This is a genomic window from Methylophilus sp. DW102 (genome assembly GCF_037076555.1).
Classification (GTDB): domain Bacteria; phylum Pseudomonadota; class Gammaproteobacteria; order Burkholderiales; family Methylophilaceae; genus Methylophilus; species Methylophilus glucosoxydans.
In genome coordinates this window covers 2595860-2619100 of sequence record NZ_AP029023.1, presented here as the reverse complement: position 1 = coordinate 2619100, position 23241 = coordinate 2595860, and the positions used below count along the sequence as shown (strand labels likewise).

The 23241-nt window shown below is 50.1% G+C and carries 19 protein-coding genes and 5 tRNA genes; 23 read left to right on the top strand and 1 reads right to left on the bottom strand.

All coding sequences use genetic code 11. The features are described 5' to 3' along the window. Positions 1 to 8 precede the first annotated feature (8 nt). Positions 9 to 1166, bottom strand: a complete 1158-nt coding sequence (locus AACH41_RS12415) for a Do family serine endopeptidase (RefSeq protein ID WP_338655425.1) — start codon at positions 1164 to 1166, stop codon at positions 9 to 11. A 68-nt stretch (positions 1167 to 1234) separates the two neighbouring features. Here AACH41_RS12415 and AACH41_RS12410 point away from each other — a divergent pair, with 68 nt between their 5' ends. The 23 genes from AACH41_RS12410 (at position 1235) to fusA (ending at position 23222) form a co-directional block, all read left to right on the top strand. Continuing rightward, positions 1235 to 1981: a Nif3-like dinuclear metal center hexameric protein gene (locus AACH41_RS12410; RefSeq protein ID WP_338655423.1), complete on the top strand. Its 747-nt coding sequence runs from the start codon at positions 1235 to 1237 to the stop codon at positions 1979 to 1981. A gap of 116 nt (positions 1982 to 2097) precedes the next feature. Next, the gene (petA, locus tag AACH41_RS12405; RefSeq protein WP_275357634.1) at positions 2098 to 2718 is read left to right on the top strand and encodes a ubiquinol-cytochrome c reductase iron-sulfur subunit; all 621 of its coding nucleotides are present in this window, start codon (positions 2098 to 2100) and stop codon (positions 2716 to 2718) included. Positions 2719 to 2723: 5 nt separating this feature from the next. Then, complete coding sequence (locus tag AACH41_RS12400; RefSeq protein WP_275357632.1) at positions 2724 to 4010, top strand: cytochrome b N-terminal domain-containing protein; 1287 nt, start codon at positions 2724 to 2726, stop codon at positions 4008 to 4010. Continuing rightward, positions 4010 to 4720: a cytochrome c1 gene (locus AACH41_RS12395; protein ID WP_194748747.1), complete on the top strand. Its 711-nt coding sequence runs from the start codon at positions 4010 to 4012 to the stop codon at positions 4718 to 4720. Before AACH41_RS12400 ends, AACH41_RS12395 begins: the two co-directional genes overlap by 1 nt. A gap of 65 nt (positions 4721 to 4785) precedes the next feature. Next, positions 4786 to 5385 carry a glutathione S-transferase N-terminal domain-containing protein gene (locus AACH41_RS12390; protein WP_194748746.1) on the top strand — a complete coding sequence of 200 codons (600 nt, stop codon included), beginning with the start codon at positions 4786 to 4788 and terminating at the stop codon, positions 5383 to 5385. 60 nt (positions 5386 to 5445) lie between these two features. After that, positions 5446 to 5853 (top strand): ClpXP protease specificity-enhancing factor, encoded by a 408-nt coding sequence (locus tag AACH41_RS12385; RefSeq protein ID WP_194748745.1) that lies wholly within the window; start codon positions 5446 to 5448, stop codon positions 5851 to 5853. Positions 5854 to 5981: 128 nt separating this feature from the next. Then, positions 5982 to 6057: transfer RNA gene (locus tag AACH41_RS12380), tRNA-Thr, on the top strand. Positions 6058 to 6119: 62 nt separating this feature from the next. Further along, positions 6120 to 6204 (top strand) — tRNA-Tyr (locus AACH41_RS12375). A 70-nt stretch (positions 6205 to 6274) separates the two neighbouring features. After that, a tRNA-Gly gene (locus tag AACH41_RS12370) sits at positions 6275 to 6350 on the top strand. A gap of 20 nt (positions 6351 to 6370) precedes the next feature. Beyond that, positions 6371 to 6445 (top strand) — tRNA-Thr (locus AACH41_RS12365). A 122-nt stretch (positions 6446 to 6567) separates the two neighbouring features. Beyond that, positions 6568 to 7758 carry an elongation factor Tu gene (tuf, locus tag AACH41_RS12360; RefSeq protein WP_194748734.1) on the top strand — a complete coding sequence of 397 codons (1191 nt, stop codon included), beginning with the start codon at positions 6568 to 6570 and terminating at the stop codon, positions 7756 to 7758. 58 nt (positions 7759 to 7816) lie between these two features. After that, positions 7817 to 7892 (top strand) — tRNA-Trp (locus AACH41_RS12355). Between the two features lie 43 nt (positions 7893 to 7935). Further along, a complete protein-coding gene (gene secE, locus AACH41_RS12350) occupies positions 7936 to 8283 on the top strand; it encodes a preprotein translocase subunit SecE (RefSeq protein WP_275357986.1) in 348 nt (115 codons plus the stop codon). Then, a complete protein-coding gene (gene nusG, locus AACH41_RS12345; protein WP_194748743.1) occupies positions 8283 to 8819 on the top strand; it encodes a transcription termination/antitermination protein NusG in 537 nt (178 codons plus the stop codon). The genes secE and nusG overlap by 1 nt, the downstream gene beginning before the upstream one ends. A gap of 90 nt (positions 8820 to 8909) precedes the next feature. Then, positions 8910 to 9341 carry a 50S ribosomal protein L11 gene (rplK, locus tag AACH41_RS12340; protein WP_338655418.1) on the top strand — a complete coding sequence of 144 codons (432 nt, stop codon included), beginning with the start codon at positions 8910 to 8912 and terminating at the stop codon, positions 9339 to 9341. Position 9342: 1 nt separating this feature from the next. Further along, positions 9343 to 10029, top strand: a complete 687-nt coding sequence (gene rplA / locus AACH41_RS12335; RefSeq protein WP_194748742.1) for a 50S ribosomal protein L1 — start codon at positions 9343 to 9345, stop codon at positions 10027 to 10029. 276 nt (positions 10030 to 10305) lie between these two features. After that, positions 10306 to 10803, top strand: coding sequence for a 50S ribosomal protein L10 (rplJ, locus tag AACH41_RS12330; protein WP_194748741.1), 498 nt, complete (start codon positions 10306 to 10308; stop codon positions 10801 to 10803). A gap of 33 nt (positions 10804 to 10836) precedes the next feature. Beyond that, entirely contained in the window at positions 10837 to 11214 is a 378-nt protein-coding gene (gene rplL, locus AACH41_RS12325) for a 50S ribosomal protein L7/L12 (protein WP_194748740.1), read from the top strand. A gap of 243 nt (positions 11215 to 11457) precedes the next feature. Further along, entirely contained in the window at positions 11458 to 15630 is a 4173-nt protein-coding gene (gene rpoB / locus AACH41_RS12320) for a DNA-directed RNA polymerase subunit beta (RefSeq protein ID WP_194748739.1), read from the top strand. Positions 15631 to 15653: 23 nt separating this feature from the next. Beyond that, the gene (rpoC, locus tag AACH41_RS12315) at positions 15654 to 19913 is read left to right on the top strand and encodes a DNA-directed RNA polymerase subunit beta' (RefSeq protein ID WP_194748738.1); all 4260 of its coding nucleotides are present in this window, start codon (positions 15654 to 15656) and stop codon (positions 19911 to 19913) included. A 207-nt stretch (positions 19914 to 20120) separates the two neighbouring features. After that, positions 20121 to 20504 carry a 30S ribosomal protein S12 gene (rpsL, locus tag AACH41_RS12310; protein WP_194748737.1) on the top strand — a complete coding sequence of 128 codons (384 nt, stop codon included), beginning with the start codon at positions 20121 to 20123 and terminating at the stop codon, positions 20502 to 20504. Positions 20505 to 20602: 98 nt separating this feature from the next. Then, positions 20603 to 21073 carry a 30S ribosomal protein S7 gene (gene rpsG / locus AACH41_RS12305; protein WP_194748736.1) on the top strand — a complete coding sequence of 157 codons (471 nt, stop codon included), beginning with the start codon at positions 20603 to 20605 and terminating at the stop codon, positions 21071 to 21073. Between the two features lie 55 nt (positions 21074 to 21128). Beyond that, a complete protein-coding gene (gene fusA / locus AACH41_RS12300; RefSeq protein WP_194748735.1) occupies positions 21129 to 23222 on the top strand; it encodes an elongation factor G in 2094 nt (697 codons plus the stop codon). Positions 23223 to 23241: the final 19 nt, after the last annotated feature.

Below are 23241 nucleotides of genomic sequence, written 5' to 3'. Positions count from 1 at the left end.
CTTTCTAGTTATTGCGCTACCTTGCTTGGTAGTGGGCGCTTACCTACGATCAGGCTGATCTCCATTTTCTTGCCTGCGCGCAAGATTGCCAATGTTGCCTTGTCACGTGGCTTGAGCATGGCGATTATATTTAGCATTGCCTGGCTGTCAGACACAGGTTTGTTGTCGATGGCAATCAGGATGTCGCCAGGACGCAAACCGGCGCGATCAGCCGGGCTGTCTAACAACACACCGGCAATTAAGGAGCCGTTGACATTCTTAAGGTTAAAGGATTCCGCCAGTTCTGGCGTAATGTCTTGCGCTTCTATGCCTATCCAGCCACGCGTCACCGACCCATTAAAGGTAATTTGTTCCATGACCTGTTTGGCGATGCTGACCGGAATAGCAAAGCCTATCCCCATGCTGCCGCCATTGCGGGAATAAATGGCACTATTGATGCCTATCAGGTTGCCGTTGACGTCGATCAGCGCGCCACCGGAGTTGCCAGGGTTAATGGAGGCATCGGTTTGAATAAAGTTCTCAAATGTATTGATGCCCAGATGGTTGCGTCCCAGTGCGCTAATAATGCCTTGGGTCACGGTTTGTCCAACGCCAAACGGGTTGCCAATTGCCAGGACGACATCCCCTACCTTCATCTGGTCACTATTGCTGAATGTGATGGCAGGGAGTTGTTTGCGGTCTATTTTGAGCACGGCCAGGTCGGTCTCGGGATCGGTACCGACCACTGTGGCTGAGGACTTGCTGCCATCGCTGAGCGCAACTTCAATTTGATCGGCCGAGCTGATCACATGGTTATTGGTCAGGATCAGGCCATCGGCACTGACAATCACGCCGCTACCGAGGCTGTTTTCAGGTTGCTCATCCTCTTCTTCTACTTCATCACCGAAAAAATGACGAAACAATGGGTCATTCTTCAATGCGCGGTGTGGATCCTGACTCATGCGGGCCGTGGTGAAAATATTCACCACTGAGGGCATGGCCTTGCTGACGGCATTGCGGTAGCCGGACTTCGCGACCATGGCCTGGCTAGTGGCGGCCGTTTCCTTGATCACCAGGGTTTTGTTCACGGGTTGCGTGAGCAGGGTGGGATAAAAAAGTTTTAAGACAAACAAAATGCCCAGACAAACGGTGACTGCTTGTGAGAAGATAGACCAGAGATGTCGCATAGATGCCAAAAGAGAGAATGTGCAATAAGTGAATATCTTTAACAACGACTAGTATATGAGACTCAGAGATGGAATTGAATCTTCTTGTTAGTGAATTGGCTAATTTTTTGCAAGTAAGCAAATTCCAGGACTATTGCCCCAACGGCTTGCAGGTGGAGGGGCGGCCGCAAGTGCGGCGCATTATCAGTGGCGTAACTGCCAGTCAGGCGCTGATTGAGGCGGCCATTGCCGCCAATGCGGATGCGATTCTAGTGCATCATGGTTATTTCTGGCGTGGCGAGTCAGCCGAGGTGACTGGGCTCAAGCGTCAGCGCCTCAAGCGCTTGCTCACACATGATATCAGCCTGCTGGCGTATCACCTGCCGCTGGATGCACATCCGCAGGTGGGAAACAATGTGCAACTGGGACAGGTGTTCGGCTGGCCGGTGACACGCTATCTCGATGATAAGAATATGCTGCCTGTGACCACCTTGGCGCAACCGATGTTGCTGGCGCAGGTGGCAGAGCATGTTGCACAACGATTGGGGCGGCAGCCACAAGTGCTTGGGGCCCCTGATAAGTTAGTACACACTGTCTCCTGGTGTACTGGCGCTGCCCAATCTTATATTCAACTGGCGGTCACTGCTGGCGTGGATCTGTTTATCAGTGGTGAAGTCTCCGAGCAAACCTGGCATACCGTCTGCGAATCAGACACGGCTTACCTCAGTGCCGGTCATCATGCCACTGAGCGTTATGGCGTGCAGGCGCTAGGGCAGTGGCTTGCACAAACGCATGGCTTGGAACATGTTTATGTTGAGTTGGGCAACCCTGTTTAATTGATTAATATCAATGACTTATTGAAATAAATTTGGCTTGTTTCTGCGAAAAATGTATAATCGCGACTCAAGTTTTATACTCACTGTTACCTCAAAAGGGTAGATTAAGGAAGCCAATGTCAGAAAACAAAATTGACAACAACTGTTTGTCGTTTTGCCAGCCATCTGAGGTGGATTTGCAAAAACGCGATTTTTTGGTGAAAGCGACTGCCGCCACCGGGGCTGTTGGGGTTGCTGCAGTAGCGGTGCCGTTTGTTGGTAGCATGCTGCCAAGTGAACGTGCCAAAGCGGCGGGCGCACCTGTCGAGGTGGATATCAGCAAGTTGAAGCCGGGCGAGAAAATGACGGCTGAATGGCGTGGTCAACCGGTGTGGATCGTGCGTCGTACGCCAGAAATGCTGGATAAGTTGGTCAAGCATGATGACCAGTTGTCGGATCCGAATCTGGAGGTGCCGCAACAGCCTGAGTATTGTAAAAACAAGGATCGTTCTATCAAGCCAGAGTTCGGGGTCATGTTGGGGACCTGCACGCATCTGGGTTGTTCACCAAACGACAACTTTGCAATGACAGCAGACTGGGATGGTGGTTTTGTCTGTCCTTGCCACGGCTCTAAGTTTGACTTGGCTGGCCGTGTGTTCAAAGGCTCTCCGGCACCAAAAAATCTGCTGGTGCCGCCGCATCAATATCTGACTGACACGACCTTGCTGATTGGCGAAGACAAAAAGGCGGAGGCTTAACTATCATGGCAACGACTAAAAAAACAACTGCCACTGGTTTATTGGGCTGGTTTGATGCCAGATTCCCTCTGACCAGTACCATCAAGGGACACCTTACCGAGTATTACGCACCGAAAAATTTCAACTTCTGGTATTTCTTCGGGTCATTGGCTTTGTTGGTGCTGGTGCTGCAAATTGTCACCGGTATTTTTCTGACCATGAACTACAAGCCAGATGCCGAGTTGGCCTTTGCTTCGGTGGAATACATCATGCGGGACGTATTTGGCGGCAACATTATCCGTTACATGCACTCGACCGGCGCCTCCATGTTCTTTGTGGTGGTCTATTTGCATATGTTCCGTGGCCTGATTTACGGATCTTATCGCACGCCGCGTGAGTTGATCTGGTTGTTTGGTGTGGGCATTTTCCTGGTGCTGATGGGCGAAGCGTTCTTTGGCTACCTGCTGCCATGGGGTCAAATGTCTTACTGGGGTGCGCAGGTGATTGTGAATCTGTTCTCAACTGTGCCGTTTATTGGTCCTGACTTGTCTGAGTGGTTGCGTGGTGACTATCTGGTTTCCGATGCTACCCTGAACCGTTTCTTTGCTTTCCACGTGATCGCCTTACCGCTGGTGTTGCTGGGGCTGGTTGCTGTGCATATCGTGGCTTTGCATGAAGTGGGCTCTAACAACCCTGATGGCGTTGAAATCAAGGCCTATAAAGACAAGGCAACCGGTATTCCATTGGATGGCATTCCATTTCACCCTTACTACTCTGTGAAAGATCTGGTGGGTGTAGTTGTCTTCCTGATGGTGTTTTTTGCGATTGTGTTCTTTATGCCTGAAATGGGTGGTTACTTCCTCGAAGCGAATAACTTTATTCCGGCAGATCCTTTGAAAACACCGCCGCATATTGCGCCAGTCTGGTATTTCACGCCTTACTACTCCATTTTGCGTGCAGTGCCGCCTATCGGTATCTCGCAATTCCCTGGTGTGGTAGCCATGGGCTTGTCAGTCGTGGCCTTTGCGTTCTTGCCGTGGTTGGACAAGAGTCCGGTGAAGTCTATTCGTTACCGTGGCAAGTTGTACAAACGCTGGTTGGCTGCTTTTGTGATCAGCTTCGTGATCCTGGGTTATTTGGGAACCGTGCCAGGTGATGTCTGGGGTCAATTTGGACCATGGATGGGTCGTGCAGACCGCGCGACTGTGTTGGCTCGTATTTGTTCAGTGGTGTACTTTGCATTCTTTGTCTTGATGCCTTGGTATACCAAAAAAGATCAAACCAAGCCTGTGCCAGAAAGGGTGACATACTAATGATGAAAAAATTGTTTTTGCAGGCCTTTGCAGGTCTGGCCCTCTTGGCGTCAGTGATGGCGTTTGCAAATGAGGTGCATATTGATGTCAAGGCGCCAATCAAGATGACGGATAAAGCGTCATTGCAGCGTGGTGCCAAGATCTTTGTAAATTACTGTCTGAATTGCCACAGCGCCAACTACATGCGTTACAACCGCTTGCAGGACATTGGCCTGACCGACAAAGAGATTAAAGACAATCTGTTGTTTGCCGGTGAGAAGGTGGGCGAAACCATGCGCATTAGCATGAATCCTAAAGATGCGAAAAAATGGTTTGGTGCTGCACCGCCTGATTTGAGCGTTGAAGTGCGTGCGCGTGGTGCGGATTGGGTGTATGCCTATCTGCGCAGCTTCTACAAGGATGAGTCACGTCCCACTGGCTGGAATAACCTGGTGTTTGACAAGGTGGCCATGCCGCATGTGTTATATGAGTTGCAAGGCGTGCAAGTACTCGATCACGAAACACACACCCTTAAACTGGACAAAGCCGGTAAGCTCAATCCGCAAGAGTATGACCAGTTTGTCGGCGATCTGACTAACTTCCTCGCATTTATGGCAGAGCCAGCCAAACAATCCCGTTTGTGGATTGGGGTGGCAGTGTTGCTGTTCCTGTCAGGATTGTTCTTCTTGGTGAAAAAAATCAAAGCCGAATACTGGAAAGATATTCGCTAATTGCCAACCAAGTCTGACACCAAGGCGTGAGGCCTTGGTGTCTTTTTTTATAGGGAAAATAAATTATGATGAGATTGTATTCGGGTACCGTTGATCCTTACAGTCACCGTTGCCGTATCGTGCTGTTCGAGAAGGGCATGGACTTTGAAGTCATTGATGTGGACTTGACCAATAAAACTGAAGATCTGGCCATTTTGAATCCTTATGGTGAAGTGCCGGTGTTGGTCGAGCGTGACCTGGTCTTGTCAGAAGCCAATATCATCAATGAGTATATCGATGAGCGTTTTCCTCATCCTCAACTCATGCCAGCTGACCCGGTCATGCGCGCACGTGCAAGACTGTTCTTGTATAACTTTGAAAAAGACTTGTTCAGTCATATCAAGGATGTTGAATCTGATAATCAGGAAACCGCGGATCGTGCACGCAAGGTCATTCGCGATAACCTGACGCAGTTGGTGCCGATTTTTGGCAAGCAAAACTACCTGATGGGCGACGAGTACTCCATGCTGGATGTGGCGATCACGCCATTGTTATGGCGGTTAGGGCATTATGGCATTGAGTTGCCAAACCAGGCTTCGCCATTGCTCAAGTATGCCGAGCGTTTGTTCTCTCGTCCAATGTATGCAGAGGCTATGACACCCTCTGAAAAGGCGATGCGTAAATAACATCAGTCATGCATAAACAGCGCGAATCCATATTCGCGCTGTTTTTTAAGGAAGTCCAACATGAGTACATTGATTCCGACCACGGCTTATTTGATTCGCGCCATACATGAATGGTGTCTGGATAATAATCTGACGCCGCATTTGCTGGTCAAAGTGGATGCGCAGACGCGTGTGCCGATGGCTTATGTCAAAAATGGCGAGATTGTGCTAAATGTGAACTACACTGCTGTCAAAGATTTGCATATTGATAATGATGCGGTTGTGTTCTCTGCGCGCTTTAATGGCGTTGCGCAACATATTTATGTCCCGATCAACCGGATCGGAGGCGTATTTGCCAGGGAGAATGGGCAGGGTATGTTTTTTGAAGTTGTGGATGGCGTGCCGCCAGCGCCTGAAAAAATGGTGTCCCCGGTAGCGTCTGCGGTGGATGCGCAAGCGAAAAAGTCACACCTTAAAGTAGTGAAGTAAGGGTGCTGTGCTCGGTGTTTAGCCGATGCTTCATTTTGAATGCAATTTTTTCAACAAAAAATAAAAAAAATCATAAAAGCACTAGATCACATCCCAAAAAAAGTGATATAGTTGCGCCTTCCTGAAATGCCGGGTTAGCTCAGTTGGTAGAGCAGCGCACTTGTAATGCGAAGGTCATCAGTTCGATTCCGATACCCGGCACCAAATTTATGTCAGTTGACATTGACGTTGATGACATAAACCGCGATAATCGCGGTCGATTTTTTGGAGGGGTGGCCGAGTGGTTAAAGGCGACGGACTGTAAATCCGTTCTCTCTGAGTACGCTGGTTCGAATCCAGCCCCCTCCACCAAAAAATGATTGCCTGTAGGTGTTGCTGTAAAGCGGGTTGGTGAGAGCCTTCCTTGGGTGTTCTGCATAGTGCGGGTGTAGCTCAGTTGGTAGAGCACTTGCCTTCCAAGCAAGATGTCGCGAGTTCGAACCTCGTCGCCCGCTCCAACAATAACAAAAGGCAAAACGCCCATGTGGCTCAGTGGTAGAGCACTCCCTTGGTAAGGGAGAGGTCGCGGGTCCGATTCCCGCCATGGGCACCAGATGCGCTCTGTAGTGATATGGGGCTTGGTAAGTAGTCGCGCAAGGGTGCTGTCATCCGCGTCGCATAATTTGTGAAAACAATATTATTGGCTTTATTTAGTACTAATAAAGGAAAAACATCATGGCAAAAGGCAAATTTGAACGTACCAAGCCACACGTGAACGTTGGTACGATTGGTCACGTTGACCACGGTAAGACAACATTGACAGCGGCGATCACCACAGTGTTGACCAAGAAATTTGGTGGCGAAGCAAAAGCTTACGACCAAATTGACGCGGCACCAGAAGAAAAAGCACGTGGTATTACCATCAACACAGCACACGTTGAGTACGAGACTGCAAGCCGTCACTACGCACACGTTGACTGCCCAGGCCACGCCGACTACGTTAAAAACATGATTACCGGTGCTGCCCAGATGGACGGCGCGATCCTAGTATGTTCCGCTGCTGACGGCCCTATGCCACAAACACGTGAGCACATCCTGTTGGCCCGCCAGGTTGGTGTACCATACATCGTTGTATTCCTGAACAAAGCCGACATGGTTGACGACGCTGAGTTGTTGGAACTGGTTGAAATGGAAGTGCGTGACTTGCTGAGCAAGTATGACTTCCCAGGTGATGACACCCCAATCATCAAAGGTTCTGCTAAATTGGCCCTTGAAGGCGACCAATCAGAAATCGGCGAACCAGCGATCTTCGCATTGGCTGACGCATTGGACAGCTACATCCCAACGCCAGAGCGTGCCATCGACGGTACCTTCCTGATGCCAGTAGAAGACGTATTCTCTATCTCTGGTCGTGGTACTGTAGTTACCGGCCGTGTTGAGCGTGGTATCGTTAAAGTCGGCGACGAAATCGAAATCGTTGGCCTGAAGCCAACTTTGAAAACCACCTGTACTGGTGTTGAAATGTTCCGTAAACTGCTGGACCAAGGTCAAGCAGGTGACAACGTAGGCGTACTGCTGCGCGGTACCAAGCGTGAAGAAGTTGAGCGTGGTCAAGTGCTGGCTAAATCCGGTTCTATCAAACCACACACCAAGTTCACCGCTGAGATCTACGTGTTGGGTAAAGATGAAGGTGGTCGTCATACACCATTCTTCAACGGCTACCGTCCACAGTTCTACTTCCGTACCACTGACGTGACTGGTGCAGTTGAATTGCCAGCAGGTACCGAAATGGTGATGCCAGGTGATAACGTATCTATCACTGTGACATTGATCGCGCCTATCGCGATGGAAGATGGTCTGCGCTTCGCGATTCGTGAAGGTGGTCGTACCGTTGGTGCTGGCGTCGTTGCCAAAATCATCGAGTAATTGTTGATGTAGGTGAAAGCTGCGCTACAACCCGTGCAGCTTTCGCTTTAAAGAGTACAGGCCAATAGCTCAATTGGTAGAGTATCGGTCTCCAAAACCGAGGGTTGGGGGTTCGAGACCCTCTTGGCCTGCCAAACACCCAGAATAGTCTGTGGTGTTAATCATAAAGTTAAGTATATGATCGATAAAATCAAACTGGCTTTATCCCTGTTGTTATTAGCTTTGGGGATTGCCGGTTTTTATCTTTTTGAAGATAAAGCAATGGTTATCAGGATACTTGCCGTGTTGGCAGGTATTGTCGCGTCTGTAGCGGTCGCGTGGACTGCGCCACAAGGTAAGCAGGCGCTGGTTTTCTTTAATGAGTCTGTTGCTGAAGCCAAGCGTGTGGTGTGGCCAACGCGTCAGGAAACTATGCAAACGACACTGGCTGTTGTGGTGCTGGTTGTGATCATGGCTGCTTTCTTGGCGTTGGTAGACATCAGTTTTGCCTACATGGTGCAATGGATTATGGGTAGGGGGGCTTAATGGCTATGCGTTGGTATGCAGTTCAGGCCTTCTCCGGCATGGAGAAATCCGTCAAGGCCGGTTTGGAAGAGCGCGTCGCAAGATCGAATATCCCGGATCAGTTCGGTGACATTCTGGTGCCGGTAGAAGAGGTGATTGAGCTGAAAAATGGTCAGAAGACCATTTCTGAGCGTCGCTTGTATCCCGGTTACGTGTTGGTGCAAATGGAAATGACTGACGAAAGTTGGCATTTGGTGAGAAGTACACCAAGGGTGACTTCATTCATCGGTGGCACTGCACAACGTCCAACCCCGATCAAGGATAAGGAAGTCGAAATTATTCTGCGTCGCATGGATGACAGCAAATCTAATCCGACACAGAAGATGACCTTTGAAAAGGGCGAGAGTGTTCGTGTGATCGATGGTCCATTCAAGGACTTCTCTGGCAGCGTAGAGGAAGTGAACTACGACAAAAACAAACTGCGTGTTTCAGTGGTCATTTTTGGCCGTGCGACACCGGTTGAACTGGATTTTGCACAAGTAGAAAAAGAAGTCTAGTTGTGCATTGTGTCGACGGCCTGACTGGCAGTCGATATTTTTTAACGGGGAGCCTGCGACAGGCGCTATTACCCATTCAAGGAGTCAAACATGGCAAAGAAAGTCATTGGCTATATCAAGCTGCAGATCCCTGCAGGTAAAGCCAACCCAAGCCCACCAGTCGGTCCAGCACTGGGTCAACGTGGTCTGAACATCATGGAATTCTGTAAAGCGTTTAACGCGGCAACACAAGGCGTTGAACCAGGTCTGCCTATTCCAGTGGTGATCACTGCGTTTGCAGACAAGAGCTTCACATTCGTGATGAAAACCCCTCCTGCAACTGTGCTGATCAAAAAAGCAGCCAAGCTGGAAAAAGGGTCTCCACGTCCTCATACGGACAAAGTTGGCAAGATTACTCGTGCACAAGCCGAAGAAATCGCCAAAACAAAAATGCCTGACCTGACCGCTGCCGACATGGACGCAGCCGTTCGCACCATCGCTGGTAGCGCACGCAGCATGGGTATCGAAGTGGAGGGTCTATAACATGGCTAAAAGAATTGATGCGTTGCGTGCAAAGATTGACCGCAACAAGCTGTACCCGGTAGTTGATGCGCTGAGCCTGGTAAAAGAAGGCGCAACTGCCAAATTTAACGAATCTGTAGACGCAGTGATTAACTTGGGTATCGACCCACGTAAATCTGACCAGCTGGTGCGTGGCGCGATCGTATTGCCTAACGGCACTGGTAAAACAGTGCGTGTGGCTGTGTTTGCACAAGGCGCACAAGCTGAAGCTGCAAAAGCAGCTGGTGCTGATATCGTTGGTTTTGAAGATCTGGCCGAGCAAGTCAAAGGCGGTATGTTGGATTTTGATGTAGCCATTGCTACACCTGATGCGATGCGTATCGTTGGTGCGTTGGGTCAAGTGTTGGGCCCACGTGGTTTGATGCCTAACCCAAAAGTGGGTACCGTGACACCAGACGCAGCGACTGCAGTTAAAAATGCTAAAGCTGGTCAAGTGCAATACCGTACTGATAAAGGCGGTATCGTTCACTGCACCATCGGCCGTGCTTCATTTACTGTTGAGCAACTGCAAGGCAACCTGTCTGCTTTGATCGAAGCATTGAACAAAGCCAAGCCAGCCAGCTCCAAAGGCGTATACCTGAAGAAATTGTCCGTCTCCAGCACCATGGGTCCTGGCGTACGTGTTGACCAAGCTTCAGTCGCTGCTTAAGCATTGAATCAAGTCCCGGTCCGTTAATGGATCGGGCAAGTACTTTGGGCTTGAGTGTTTATGCAATTATGTAAGCACTCAAGAACATCAAAGACCGTTGGTGTTTTACTTAATTGAAAATTGAATGCAAATGGGTGAGCAATCCTCTGTTTGCAGCAGTTTGAAACCAACGCAGATGGCGATCCCCAACACAGGATATATCCATGCCCTGCACAAGGACGCCGTGAGTGGCCCGGTGATTTAACCGGGCTTTCATTAACGGAAGGAGAACAGACCTTGAGTCTTAATCTTACAGAGAAAAAAGAAGTCGTTGCCGAGGTTGCTGCGCAAGTAGCAAACGCACAAGCAATCGTACTTGCTGAGTATCGTGGTATTGGCGTAGCCAATATGACGAAACTGCGTGCTGATGCACGTAATGCAGGTGTGTATCTGCGTGTGTTGAAAAACACCTTGGTTCGTCGTGCAGTAGAAGGTACGCCTTTTGCCGCATTGGCTGACGACATGGTTGGGCCACTGGTGTACGGTATTTCTACCGATCCAGTTGCAGCCGCCAAAGTCATGAACAATTTCGCAAAAGATAACGAATTGTTCGTACTGAAAGCGGGCGCGATGCCTAATGAGCGTCTTGATGTGGCTGGCGTGCAAGCGTTGGCATCTACATTGAGCCGTGATGAGTTGCTGTCCAAATTGGCTGGCACACTCAACGAAGTCCCAACCAAGTTTGCTCGTGCCGTTGCTGCAATACGCGACGAAAAAGAAAAGCAAGCGGCTTAATTTTTAATCAAATTATTTTAGGAAATTTATATCATGGCAATTTCTAATGCTGACATCTTAGATGCAATCGGTGGCATGACCGTATTGGAACTGACTGCGTTCATCAAAGAAATCGAAGAGAAGTTTGGTGTTTCTGCTGCTGCTGTTGCAGTGGCTGCTGGCGGCGCTGCTGCTGGTGCTGCTCCAGCTGCTGCTGAGCAAACTGAGTTCAACGTCATCTTGAACGGCGCTGGCGACAACAAAGTGAGCGTGATTAAAGCAGTTCGTGAACTGACAGGTTTGGGCTTGAAAGAAGCTAAAGACCTGGTAGACGGCGCACCTAAAGCGGTTAAAGAAGGCGTAAGCAAAGCTGACGCTGAAGCCGCTGTGAAGAAATTGATTGAAGCGGGCGCTACTGCTGAGATGAAATAATTCACAATTGTGAATCTGGCTGGGCTGACGGGAGACCGTCGGCCTTCGCCATTTCTGGCGTTGCAGATTGTAAATAAACTGTAATTGTCTGGAAGCCTGTTGTAAAAGCGGTATTGTGGCCACATATAGATAAGCTAACCGGCTAATTTAAGTGGCTGATTTTAAATGCGAAGTTAGATGTCAAAACATTGCAGTGGATGAAAAGTGTTTTGTCTTCTACCCTCAAAAATTTCAGGAGACGCTATGAGCTATTCCTTTACCGAAAAGAAACGCCTTCGCAAAAGCTTTGCCAAGCGTGACAGCGTTCAAGAGGTACCTTATCTGCTGGCCATGCAGCTGGAGTCCTATAAATCATTCCTGCAGGAAAATGTACCAGCGGACCAACGTAAAAACGAAGGTCTAGAGTCGACTTTCCGTTCCATTTTCCCGATTGTGAGTCATTCAGAGAATGCCCGTCTGGACTATGTGAGCTACCAATTAGGCGCAGAGCCATTTGACGTGAAAGAATGTCAGCAACGTGGCCTGACTTACGCCGTGCCACTGCGTGTCAAGGTGCGTCTGACCATTATGGACCGTGAAGCGTCCAAACCAACTGTCAAAGAAGTCAAAGAACAAGAAGTCTACATGGGTGAATTGCCGCTCATGACCGAAAATGGCTCTTTCGTGATTAATGGTACCGAGCGTGTCATTGTGTCCCAATTGCACCGCAGCCCTGGCGTATTCTTTGAGCACGATCGTGGTAAAACCCACAGCTCCGGTAAGTTGTTGTTCTCTGCACGGATTATTCCTTACCGTGGCTCCTGGTTAGACTTTGAGTTTGACCCTAAAGATTATCTGTACTTCCGTGTGGATCGTCGCCGCAAGATGCCAGTGACCATCCTGCTGAAGGCATTGGGCTACACCCCAGAACAAATTCTGGAAACCTTCCACGACACCGACACTTTCCACATCGGCCCGAAAGGCGTGGAGTTTGAGTTGGTGGCAGACCGCCTGCGTGGTGAAGTGGCCAAATTCGACATTACTGACAAAGACGGTAATGTGCTGGTTGCCAAAGACAAACGTATCACCGTTAAACATATCCGTGACATCGAAAAAGCGGGCGTAACCACCATGGCGGTACCGACCGACTTTATGATGGGTCGCGCAGTTGCCAAAAACATTATTGATACTGAAACCGGTGAGCTGATTGCTAACGCCAATGATGAAGTGACACCATCATTGCTTGAAAAGTTGGTCGCGGCAAAGATTTCAGAAATCGACACCATTTACACCAACGACTTGGATCATGGTAATTTCATTTCGCAAACATTGCGCAGTGATGAGATTCCTGATCAGTACAGTGCACGTGTAGCGATTTACCGCATGATGCGCCCAGGCGAGCCGCCAACCGAAGAGGCTGTAGAGGCCTTGTTTAATGGTTTGTTCTTCTCTGAAGATCGCTATGACCTGTCCGTAGTCGGTCGTATGAAATTCAACCGCCGTGCTTATCCAAGCAAGCTGGAAGACCGTTCAGCAACCTGGATGCGTCGTTTCTACGAAAAAGTCGGCCCACAAGGCGATACCGGTAGCAATGTGCTATCCAACGAAGATATCCTCGCTGTCATTGGCGTGCTGATTGAGCTGCGCAATGGCCGTGGCGAGATTGACGATATTGACCACTTGGGTAACCGTCGTATCCGTTCCGTGGGTGAATTGGCCGAGAACCAGTTCCGTGCCGGTCTGGTCCGTGTTGAGCGTGCCGTCAAAGAGCGTCTGTCACAGGCTGAGTCCGAGAACCTGATGCCGCATGACTTGATCAACGCCAAGCCAGTCTCCAGTGCGATTCGTGAGTTTTTCGGTTCTAGCCAGTTGTCGCAGTTTATGGACCAGACTAACCCATTGTCCGAGATTACGCACAAACGCCGTATCTCCGCTTTGGGCCCAGGTGGCTTGACCCGTGAACGTGCTGGTTTCGAAGTGCGTGACGTACACACTACCCACTATGGCCGTGTGTGTCCAATTGAAACGCCTGAAGGTCCAAACATTGGTTTGATCAACTCACTGGCGCTGTACGCCCGTACTAACGAATATGGTTTCCTGGAAACCCCTTATCGTCTGGTTGAAGGCAACAAGGTGTCGGGCAAGATTGATTTCCTGTCAGCCATTGAAGAAAGCCAGTATGTGATCGCACAGGCTAACACCGAACTGTCTACAGACGGTGGCTTCAAGGAGGAATTGGTCTCTGCGCGTTTCCACAACGAATTTACCATGACGCAACCTGAGCGCGTACAGTATATGGACGTGGCACCAGGCCAGATCGTGTCTGTTGCGGCTTCATTGATTCCTTTCCTGGAACACGATGACGCGAACCGTGCCTTGATGGGTGCCAACATGCAACGTCAAGCCGTGCCTTGTCTGCGTGCTGAAAAAGCCGTAGTCGGTACAGGCATTGAGCGTACAGTCGCGGTGGACTCCGGTACTGTCGTGACTGCCCGTCGTGGTGGCGTGGTTGATTACGTCGACTCAGGCCGTATTGTGATTCGTGTCCACGATGCTGAAGCGCAAGCCGGCGAAGTGGGTGTGGATATCTACAACCTGACCAAGTACACCCGTTCTAACCAGAACACCAATATTAACCAGCGTCCGCTGGTTAAAGTAGGCGATATCATTAGCCGCGGCGACGTGGTGGCGGATGGTGCTTCTACGGATATGGGTGAGTTGGCGCTGGGTCAGAACATGCTGGTTGGCTTTATGCCTTGGAACGGTTACAACTACGAAGACTCGATTCTGATCTCCGAGCGCGTAGTGGCTGATGACCGTTACACCTCCATCCACATTGAAGAGCTGTCAGTGGTGGCACGTGATACCAAACTGGGACCTGAAGAGATTACCCGCGATATTTCCAACCTGTCCGAGCGCATGCTGGGCCGTCTGGATGACTCCGGGATTATCTATATTGGTGCCGAGGTGGAAGCGGGTGACGTGCTGGTAGGTAAAGTGACCCCTAAAGGTGAAACCACTTTAACGCCAGAAGAAAAGCTGCTGCGTGCGATTTTCGGTGAAAAAGCGTCTGACGTGAAAGACACTTCACTGCGCGTGCCTTCTGGCATGACCGGTACTGTGATCGACGTACAAGTGTTCACACGCGAAGGTATCGACCGTGATGCCCGTGCGCAACAAATTATTGATGACCAGTTGTCTCACTACAAGAAAGATCTGGGCGACCAGATGCGTATTGTAGAAGACGATACTTTTGGCCGTATCAGCCGTCTGTTGACGGGTAAAGTGGCCACAGGTGGTCCGAACAAGCTGAAAAAAGGCGACACCCTGACTCAGGAATATCTGGAGAGCGTGGGTCGTTATGACTGGTTTGACATCCGTTTGAGCGATGAAGAGGCTGCCCGTCAACTTGAGCAGTTGAAAGACAGCTTGAGCCAGGCCCGCATCGAATTCGATAACAAATTCGAAGAGAAGAAGCGTAAACTGACACAAGGTGACGAACTGCCACCAGGTGTACAAAAAATGGTCAAAGTCTATCTGGCTGTGAAACGCCGTATTCAGCCTGGTGACAAGATGGCCGGTCGTCACGGTAACAAGGGTGTGATTTCAAAAATCTGCCCGGTCGAAGACATGCCATACATGGCTGATGGTACACCGCTGGATATCGTGTTGAACCCGCTGGGCGTGCCTTCACGGATGAACATCGGTCAGATTCTGGAAACCCACCTGGGTTGGGCTGCCAAAGGTTTGGGCAAACGCATTGGCGATATGCTGCAAGCAGAAGCCAAAGTGGCTGAAATCCGAGGCTTCCTGGACAAGATCTATAACAGCAGCACTGGCAAGAAAGAAGACATTGCTGGTCTGACAGATGTGGAAGTGATTGACCTTGCGCAGAACCTGAAACACGGCGTGCCGTTCGCGACACCAGTGTTTGACGGTGCCGCTGAGTCTGACATTAAAGCCATGCTGGATCTGGCTTTCCCTGATGATGACGAGCACACCAAGAAATTGCAGTTCCACGCTGGCAAAACACAGGTCAAACTGTTTGATGGCCGTACCGGTGATGCGTTCGAGCGACCAGTGACTGTCGGTTACATGCACGTGCTGAAACTGCACCACTTGGTCGACGACAAGATGCACGCACGTTCTACCGGTCCTTACAGCCTGGTGACGCAGCAGCCGCTGGGTGGTAAAGCCCAGTTCGGTGGCCAGCGCTTCGGTGAGATGGAAGTGTGGGCACTGGAAGCCTATGGTGCGTCATACACCTTGCAAGAGATGTTGACCGTGAAATCAGATGACGTGAATGGCCGTACCAAAGTGTACGAAAACATCGTCAAAGGTGAGCACAAAATTGATGCGGGTATGCCTGAATCATTCAACGTGCTGGTGAAAGAAATCCGTTCACTGGCCATTGATATTGATTTGGACCGTAACTAAGCCCCGCCATTAGGAGAGTCTCTATGAAAGCGTTATTAGATTTATTTAAACAGGTTACGCAAGAAGAAGAGTTCGACGCGATCAAGATCGCGCTGGCTTCACCTGAAAAAATCCGTTCATGGTCCTATGGCGAAGTGAAAAAGCCAGAAACCATCAACTACCGTACCTTCAAACCTGAGCGGGACGGTTTGTTCTGCTCCAAAATCTTTGGCCCGATCAAAGATTACGAGTGCTTGTGCGGTAAATACAAGCGTTTGAAACACCGCGGTGTGATTTGTGAAAAATGTGGCGTTGAAGTCACACTGAGCAAAGTGCGTCGTGAGCGCATGGGTCATATCGAGCTGGCCTCACCTGTCGCCCACATCTGGTTCCTGAAATCCTTGCCTAGCCGCTTGGGCATGGTGCTGGATATCGCCTTGCGCGACATCGAACGTGTGTTGTACTTTGAAGCATTCATCGTGATTGATCCAGGCATGACGCCGCTGACCCGTGGCCAGTTGCTGACTGAAGATGACTACCTGGCCAAGGTGGAAGAATACGGTGACGAATTCAACGCCGTTATGGGTGCTGAAGCTGTGCGTGAATTGTTGCGCACCATGGACATTGAGCGCGAGATTGAAACATTGCGTAGCGAACTGTCCGCGACCAGCTCTGAAGCCAAAATCAAGAAGATCGCCAAGCGTCTGAAAGTCCTGGAAGCGTTCCAGAAATCTGGCATCAAGCCAGAGTGGATGATCCTGGAAATCTTGCCAGTGTTGCCACCAGAGCTGCGTCCATTGGTGCCACTGGATGGTGGCCGCTTTGCGACCTCGGATCTGAACGACCTGTATCGCCGTGTGATCAACCGTAACAACCGCTTGAAGCGTTTGCTGGAGCTGAAAGCGCCTGAAATCATCGTCCGTAACGAAAAACGTATGTTGCAAGAGGCTGTTGACTCTCTGCTGGATAACGGTCGTCGCGGTAAAGTGATGACCGGCGCCAACAAGCGTCCGCTCAAATCACTGGCTGACATGATCAAAGGTAAAGGCGGTCGTTTCCGTCAAAACCTGTTGGGTAAACGTGTGGACTACTCCGGCCGTTCCGTGATCGTGGTCGGTCCGCAGTTGAAACTGCATCAGTGCGGTTTGCCTAAGAAAATGGCGCTGGAATTGTTCAAGCCTTTCATTTTCCACAAGCTGGAAGTGTTAGGCTTGGCAACCACCATCAAGGCTGCCAAGAAGAAAGTGGAAGAAGAAGGACCAGAAGTTTGGGATATCCTGGAAGACGTGATCCGCGAGCATCCGGTGTTGTTGAACCGTGCGCCTACGCTGCACCGTTTGGGTATCCAGGCATTTGAGCCCGTGCTGATCGAAGGTAAAGCGATCCAGTTGCACCCATTGGTGTGTTCAGCCTTTAACGCTGACTTTGACGGTGACCAAATGGCGGTACACGTTCCATTGAGCCTGGAAGCACAGATGGAAGCCCGCACCTTGATGTTGGCTTCCAACAACGTACTGTCTCCAGCCAACGGCGAGCCTATCATTGTGCCTTCGCAGGATATCGTGTTGGGTCTGTATTACATGACTCGCGAAAAAGTGGCTGCACGTGGCGAAGGTATGATCTTCAGTGACATCAAGGAAGTACAACGTGTGTACGACCAGGGGCTGATCGATTTGCACGCCAAGATTACGGTGCGTATCCGTGAGTTCGAGATGGATGTGACCGGTCACAAAACCGAGAAATTCAATCGGTATAACACCACCGTTGGCCGTGCTTTGCTGTCTGAAATTCTGCCACCAGGCATGCCATACAGCTACATTGACAAGGCACTGAAGAAAAAAGAAATTTCACGCCTGATCAATGCCAGCTTCCGTAAGGTAGGCATCCGTGAAACCGTGATCTTCGCGGATAAACTGATGTACACCGGTTACTCATACGCAACCAAAGCCGGTATCTCTATCAGCATCAATGACATGTTGGTGCCACCAGAGAAAGAGCAATTGATTGCGGCTGCCGATGCTGAAGTGAAAGAGATCGAAGACCAGTATGTATCCGGTCTGGTGACACAGGGTGAGCGTTACAACAAGGTGGTCGACATCTGGGGTCGTGCTGGTGACAAAGTGGCTGAGGCCATGATGAAGCAGTTGCGCGAAGAAGATGTCAAGGACGCTGACGGCAACGTGGTCACCAAAGACGGTAAAGCTGTTCGTCAGGAATCCTTTAACGCGATTTACATGATGGCCGACTCCGGTGCGCGGGGTTCCGCAGCGCAGGTGCGTCAGCTGGCTGGTATGCGTGGCCTGATGGCGAAACCAGATGGTTCCATTATTGAAACGCCGATCAAGGCGAACTTCCGTGATGGCTTGAACGTGTTGCAATACTTTATTTCAACCCACGGTGCGCGTAAGGGTCTGGCCGATACGGCGCTGAAAACAGCGAACTCCGGTTACCTGACACGCCGTCTGGTAGACGTGACACAAGACTTGGTTGTGACCGAGACCGATTGTGGCACCACCGAAGGCTTGGTCACCAAGGCGCTGGTTAAAGGCGGTGAAGTGGTTGAGCCCTTGCATGACCGTATCCTGGGTCGTACCTCTGCTCTGGATATCTTGCATCCTGAAACACAGGAAGTGGTATTCGCAGCCGGTACTTTGCTGGGTGAAGACGAAGTCGAGAAAATTGATGCGTTGGGCATTGATGAAGTCAAAGTGCGTACTGCCCTGACTTGCGACACACGTTACGGGATTTGTGCCAAGTGTTATGGTCGTGACTTGGGTCGTGGCAAGCTGATCAGTATCGGCGAGTCTGTCGGCGTGATTGCGGCACAGTCCATCGGTGAGCCTGGTACACAGTTGACCATGCGTACATTCCACATTGGTGGTGCGGTATCCCGTGCAGCTTCTGTGTCACAAGTAGAGAGCAAGTCTAACGGTACTGCTGGCTTCACATCGACCATGCGTTACGTGACCAACTCACGTGGTGAGCAAATCGTGATTTCCCGTAACGGTGAGGTTGTGATTTCTGACGACAATGGCCGTGAGCGTGAGCGTCATAAAGTGCCTTACGGTGCGACACTGACCATCAATGATGGTAAGACGGTTAAAGCGGGTCAGGCCTTGGCGACTTGGGATCCACATACTCGTCCGATTATTACCGAGTATGCGGGTCGCGTGAAGTTCGAGAACGTTGAAGAAGGCGTCACGGTTGCCAAGCAGGTGGATGAAGTCACTGGCTTGTCCTCACTGGTGGTGATTGATCCTAAACAAAGAGCGGGCTCGACTAAAGGCTTGCGTCCACAGGTGAAATTGCTGGATGCAAATGGTGTGGAAGTGAAAATTGCCGGTACTGAAACGCCGGTAAACGTCACCTTCCAGCTGGGTTGTATCATTACCGTGAAAGATGGTCAGGAAGTTGGTGTGGGTGAAGTGCTGGCACGTATCCCGCAAGAATCCTCCAAAACACGGGATATTACCGGGGGTCTGCCACGTGTGGCTGAGCTGTTCGAAGCACGTTCACCCAAAGATGCCGGCATGCTGGCAGAAGTGACCGGTACTGTGTCATTTGGTAAGGACACCAAGGGTAAGCAGCGTCTGGTCATTACTGACCTGGACGGTATTACCAGCGAGTTCCTGATTGCCAAGGACAAGCACGTGACCGCGCACGATGGTCAAGTGGTCACCAAGGGTGAAACGATTGTCGACGGCCCGGCAGATCCGCAAGACATCTTGCGTCTGCAAGGTCGTGAGGCACTGGCACGTTATATCATTGACGAAGTGCAAGACGTGTATCGTTTGCAGGGCGTGAAGATTAACGACAAGCACATTGAAGTCATTGTGCGTCAGATGTTGCGCCGTGTGAAAGTGCAAGATGCCGGTGATACCAGCTTCATCCCGGGTGAGCAGGTAGAACGTGCAGACTTGTTGACTGAAAACGAACGCGTCATTGCCGAAAACAAACGTCCGGCAACATTCGAGTACGTATTGCTGGGGATTACCAAGGCATCGCTGTCTACGGACTCCTTCATCTCTGCCGCATCCTTCCAGGAAACGACAAGAGTGTTGACCGAGGCTGCGATCTTGGGCAAACGCGACGATCTGCGTGGCTTGAAAGAAAACGTGATTGTCGGCCGTCTGATTCCAGCCGGTACCGGTTTGGCGTATCACGAGTCTCGCAAGCGTGCAGCAATTGCGTCGTTGACGCCAAATGTCGCTGAGCCTTCAGAAGCGATGTTGGCCGCTGAAGCGATGTTTGCACCAGAAGAAGTGGTTGAAGAAACCGCAACGGACGACAACGCGACCGAGTAATTTTAGGCTTTTCCGGTCGTCAGGCCGGGTAATAAAACAAGGGGTGTTCAAGTGTGAATAATGCTTGACACCCCTTGACTCGTTTATTAAAATGCTGGGTTTCTCAGAATAGCCTTATTGTCTCAATGAGGTGTTATTGTTGATATGCCGCCAGTCCTGAGTTTCCTGCTCAGTTGGTGGATTTTTTAAGGTGAAGAGGTTAAGGCAATGCCAACCATTAATCAGTTAGTACGTAAACCACGCGTTAAAGTGGTAACCAAGAGCAAGGTTCCAGCCCTGGAATCCTGCCCACAAAAGCGTGGTGTATGTACCCGTGTGTACACCACTACTCCTAAAAAGCCAAACTCCGCCTTGCGTAAGGTTGCCAAAGTGCGCCTGACTAACGGTTACGAAGTCATTAGCTACATCGGCGGTGAGGGCCATAACCTGCAAGAGCACTCTGTGGTGCTGATTCGCGGTGGTCGTGTAAAAGACTTGCCAGGTGTGCGTTACCACATGGTGCGCGGTAGCTTGGATACGGCTGGTGTGAAAGATCGTAAACAGTCACGTTCCAAATACGGTGCTAAACGTCCTAAAGAAGCTAAAGCTTAATTTGTTAAGTTGGTTTCGGACATTGGTCCAATTTTTAATAGCGGCTGAAATGCCTTGCAGTGTTGTAGCTAGCAAAATTTAATTGAAAGAGAATAGTTATGCCTAGACGTAGAGAAGTCCCCAAACGTAATATCTTGCCGGATCCAAAATTTGGTAGCCAGGAAGTATCCAAATTCGTAAACGTACTGATGACAGGTGGTAAGAAATCTGTTGCTGAACGTATTGTTTACGGTGCATTTGATCAAGTAGCCAGCAAGAGTGGCAAAGATCCGCTGGAATTATTCACCACAGCGTTGAACAATCTGCGCCCTATCGTTGAAGTGAAAAGCCGTCGCGTCGGTGGTGCTAACTATCAGGTGCCTGTTGAAGTGCGTCCTAGCCGCCGTAGCGCCTTGGCGATGCGTTGGTTGCGTGATGCAGCGCGCAAGCGTGGCGAAAAGTCCATGGGCTTGCGTCTGGCTGCTGAGTTGCTTGAAGCCTCAGAAGGCCGCGGCGCCGCAATGAAGAAGCGTGAAGAAGTTCATCGTATGGCAGAAGCCAACAAGGCTTTCTCACACTTCCGTTTTTAATTAAACGACCTCGTTCTTTAATAATTAGTTGAATTGATAGCAAAGGTAAAGCATCGTGGCACGTAAAACCCCTATTGAACGCTACCGTAATATTGGTATTTCTGCGCACATTGACGCAGGTAAAACAACCACGACAGAACGTATTCTGTTCTACACTGGTGTGAACCATAAAATTGGTGAGGTGCACGATGGTGCAGCGACCATGGACTGGATGGAGCAAGAGCAGGAGCGTGGGATTACCATTACTTCCGCTGCGACCACCTGTTTCTGGAAAGGCATGGACCTGTCTTTGCCTGAGCATCGATTCAACATTATTGATACCCCTGGGCACGTAGACTTCACGATTGAAGTTGAGCGTTCCATGCGTGTGCTGGATGGCGCCTGCATGGTGTACTGTGCCGTGGGCGGTGTGCAACCACAATCTGAAACTGTTTGGCGTCAGGCCAACAAATACAAAGTGCCTCGCTTGGCCTTTGTGAATAAAATGGACCGTTCTGGTGCCGACTTCTTCAAAGTGGTTGAGCAGATGAAAACGCGTCTGCGCGCAAGCCCAGTGCCTGTGGTGATCCCAATTGGCCGTGAAGATACTTTCACTGGCGTCGTTGATCTCATGAAAATGAAAGCCATCATCTGGGATGAGGCTTCTCAAGGCATGAAATTTACTTACGGTGAGATTCCGGCTGATCTGGTTGAGACTGCTAAAAAATGGCGCGAGCAGATGGTTGAATCTGCGGCTGAAGCCAGCGAAGATCTGATGAACAAATACCTGGAAAACGGTGATCTGGAAGAGAAAGACATCGTGTTTGGTCTGCGTACGCGTACCATTGCGGGTGAAATTCAGCCGATGCTGTGCGGTTCTGCCTTTAAAAACAAAGGCGTGCAACGTATGCTGGATGCGGTGATTCAGTTCCTGCCATCTCCAGTAGATATTCCTGATGTGACCGGTGAAGACGATGATGGCAAACCAGCCAGCCGTAAAGCCGATGACAAAGAAGGGTTCTCTGCACTGGCATTTAAATTGATGACAGACCCGTTTGTCGGTCAGTTGACCTTTATCCGTGTTTACTCTGGTGTGTTGAACAAGGGTGATACCGTGCTCAACTCTGTGAAGGGTAAAAAAGAGCGTATTGGTCGTATCGTGCAGATGCACGCGAATAACCGTGAAGAAGTGGATGAAGTGTTGGCAGGCGACATTGCAGCCTGTATCGGTTTGAAAGAAGTGACCACAGGTGAATCTCTGTGCTCTCCAGACAAGCCTATCATCCTTGAGCGCATGGTATTCCCTGAGCCAGTGATTCACGTGGCTGTTGAGCCAAAAACCAAGAGCGATCAGGAAAAAATGGGCTTGGCCTTGGGTCGTTTGGCACAAGAAGACCCTTCTTTCCGCGTGCGTTCTGACGAAGAATCTGGCCAGACCATTATTTCCGGTATGGGTGAATTGCATCTGGAGATTCTGGTTGACCGTATGAAGCGTGAATTCAACGTTGAAGCCAACGTAGGTGCGCCACAAGTGGCTTACCGTGAAGCGATCCGTAAAGCGGTTGAGGTTGAAGGTAAATTCGTTAAACAGTCCGGTGGTAAAGGTCAGTACGGTCACGTATGGCTCAAAATGGAGCCAAATGAGGCTGGTAAAGGTTACGAGTTCGTGGATGCCATTAAAGGCGGTACTGTGCCACGTGAATTTATCCCTGCAGTAGATAAAGGGTTGCGTGAAACGATTCCAGCAGGTGTTCTGGCAGGCTTCCCAGTGGTCGACGTAAAAGTGACCCTGTTTGATGGTTCCTACCATGACGTTGACTCGAACGAAAACGCGTTCAAGATGGCTGCTTCTATCGGTTTCAAAGATGGTATGCGTAAAGCAGATCCAGTCTTGCTGGAGCCAATGATGGCGGTTGAAGTTGAAACGCCTGAAGAGTACATGGGTGATGTGATGGGTGACTTGTCATCTCGTCGTGGCATCATTCAGGGCATGGATGATATGCCTGGTGGCGGTAAAGCGATTAAAGCTGAAGTGCCGCTGTCAGAGATGTTTGGTTACTCCACTGTCGTGCGTTCCTTGTCACAAGGTCGTGCAACCTACAGCATGGAATTCAAACACTACGCAGATGCGCCGAAAAACGTTGCTGATGCAATCATCAACAAAAAATAATTGATTTTTAAAGTATTGA

Bases quoted from the DNA above. Each gene is read 5' to 3' on its own strand.
- rpsG (WP_194748736.1), top strand. From the start codon at position 20,603: ATGCCTAGACGTAGAGAAGTCCCCAAACGTAATATCTTGCCGGATCCA.
- rplA (WP_194748742.1), top strand. From the start codon at position 9,343: ATGGCTAAAAGAATTGATGCGTTGCGTGCAAAGATTGACCGCAACAAG.
- AACH41_RS12400 (WP_275357632.1), top strand. From the start codon at position 2,724: ATGGCAACGACTAAAAAAACAACTGCCACTGGTTTATTGGGCTGGTTT.
- rpoC (WP_194748738.1), top strand. From the start codon at position 15,654: ATGAAAGCGTTATTAGATTTATTTAAACAGGTTACGCAAGAAGAAGAG.
- tuf (WP_194748734.1), top strand. From the start codon at position 6,568: ATGGCAAAAGGCAAATTTGAACGTACCAAGCCACACGTGAACGTTGGT.
- secE (WP_275357986.1), top strand. From the start codon at position 7,936: ATGATCGATAAAATCAAACTGGCTTTATCCCTGTTGTTATTAGCTTTG.
- rpoB (WP_194748739.1), top strand. From the start codon at position 11,458: ATGAGCTATTCCTTTACCGAAAAGAAACGCCTTCGCAAAAGCTTTGCC.
- rplK (WP_338655418.1), top strand. From the start codon at position 8,910: ATGGCAAAGAAAGTCATTGGCTATATCAAGCTGCAGATCCCTGCAGGT.
- AACH41_RS12395 (WP_194748747.1), top strand. From the start codon at position 4,010: ATGATGAAAAAATTGTTTTTGCAGGCCTTTGCAGGTCTGGCCCTCTTG.
- AACH41_RS12410 (WP_338655423.1), top strand. From the start codon at position 1,235: ATGGAATTGAATCTTCTTGTTAGTGAATTGGCTAATTTTTTGCAAGTA.
- AACH41_RS12415 (WP_338655425.1), bottom strand. From the start codon at position 1,166: ATGCGACATCTCTGGTCTATCTTCTCACAAGCAGTCACCGTTTGTCTG.
- AACH41_RS12385 (WP_194748745.1), top strand. From the start codon at position 5,446: ATGAGTACATTGATTCCGACCACGGCTTATTTGATTCGCGCCATACAT.
- nusG (WP_194748743.1), top strand. From the start codon at position 8,283: ATGGCTATGCGTTGGTATGCAGTTCAGGCCTTCTCCGGCATGGAGAAA.
- rplL (WP_194748740.1), top strand. From the start codon at position 10,837: ATGGCAATTTCTAATGCTGACATCTTAGATGCAATCGGTGGCATGACC.
- petA (WP_275357634.1), top strand. From the start codon at position 2,098: ATGTCAGAAAACAAAATTGACAACAACTGTTTGTCGTTTTGCCAGCCA.
- rpsL (WP_194748737.1), top strand. From the start codon at position 20,121: ATGCCAACCATTAATCAGTTAGTACGTAAACCACGCGTTAAAGTGGTA.
- AACH41_RS12390 (WP_194748746.1), top strand. From the start codon at position 4,786: ATGATGAGATTGTATTCGGGTACCGTTGATCCTTACAGTCACCGTTGC.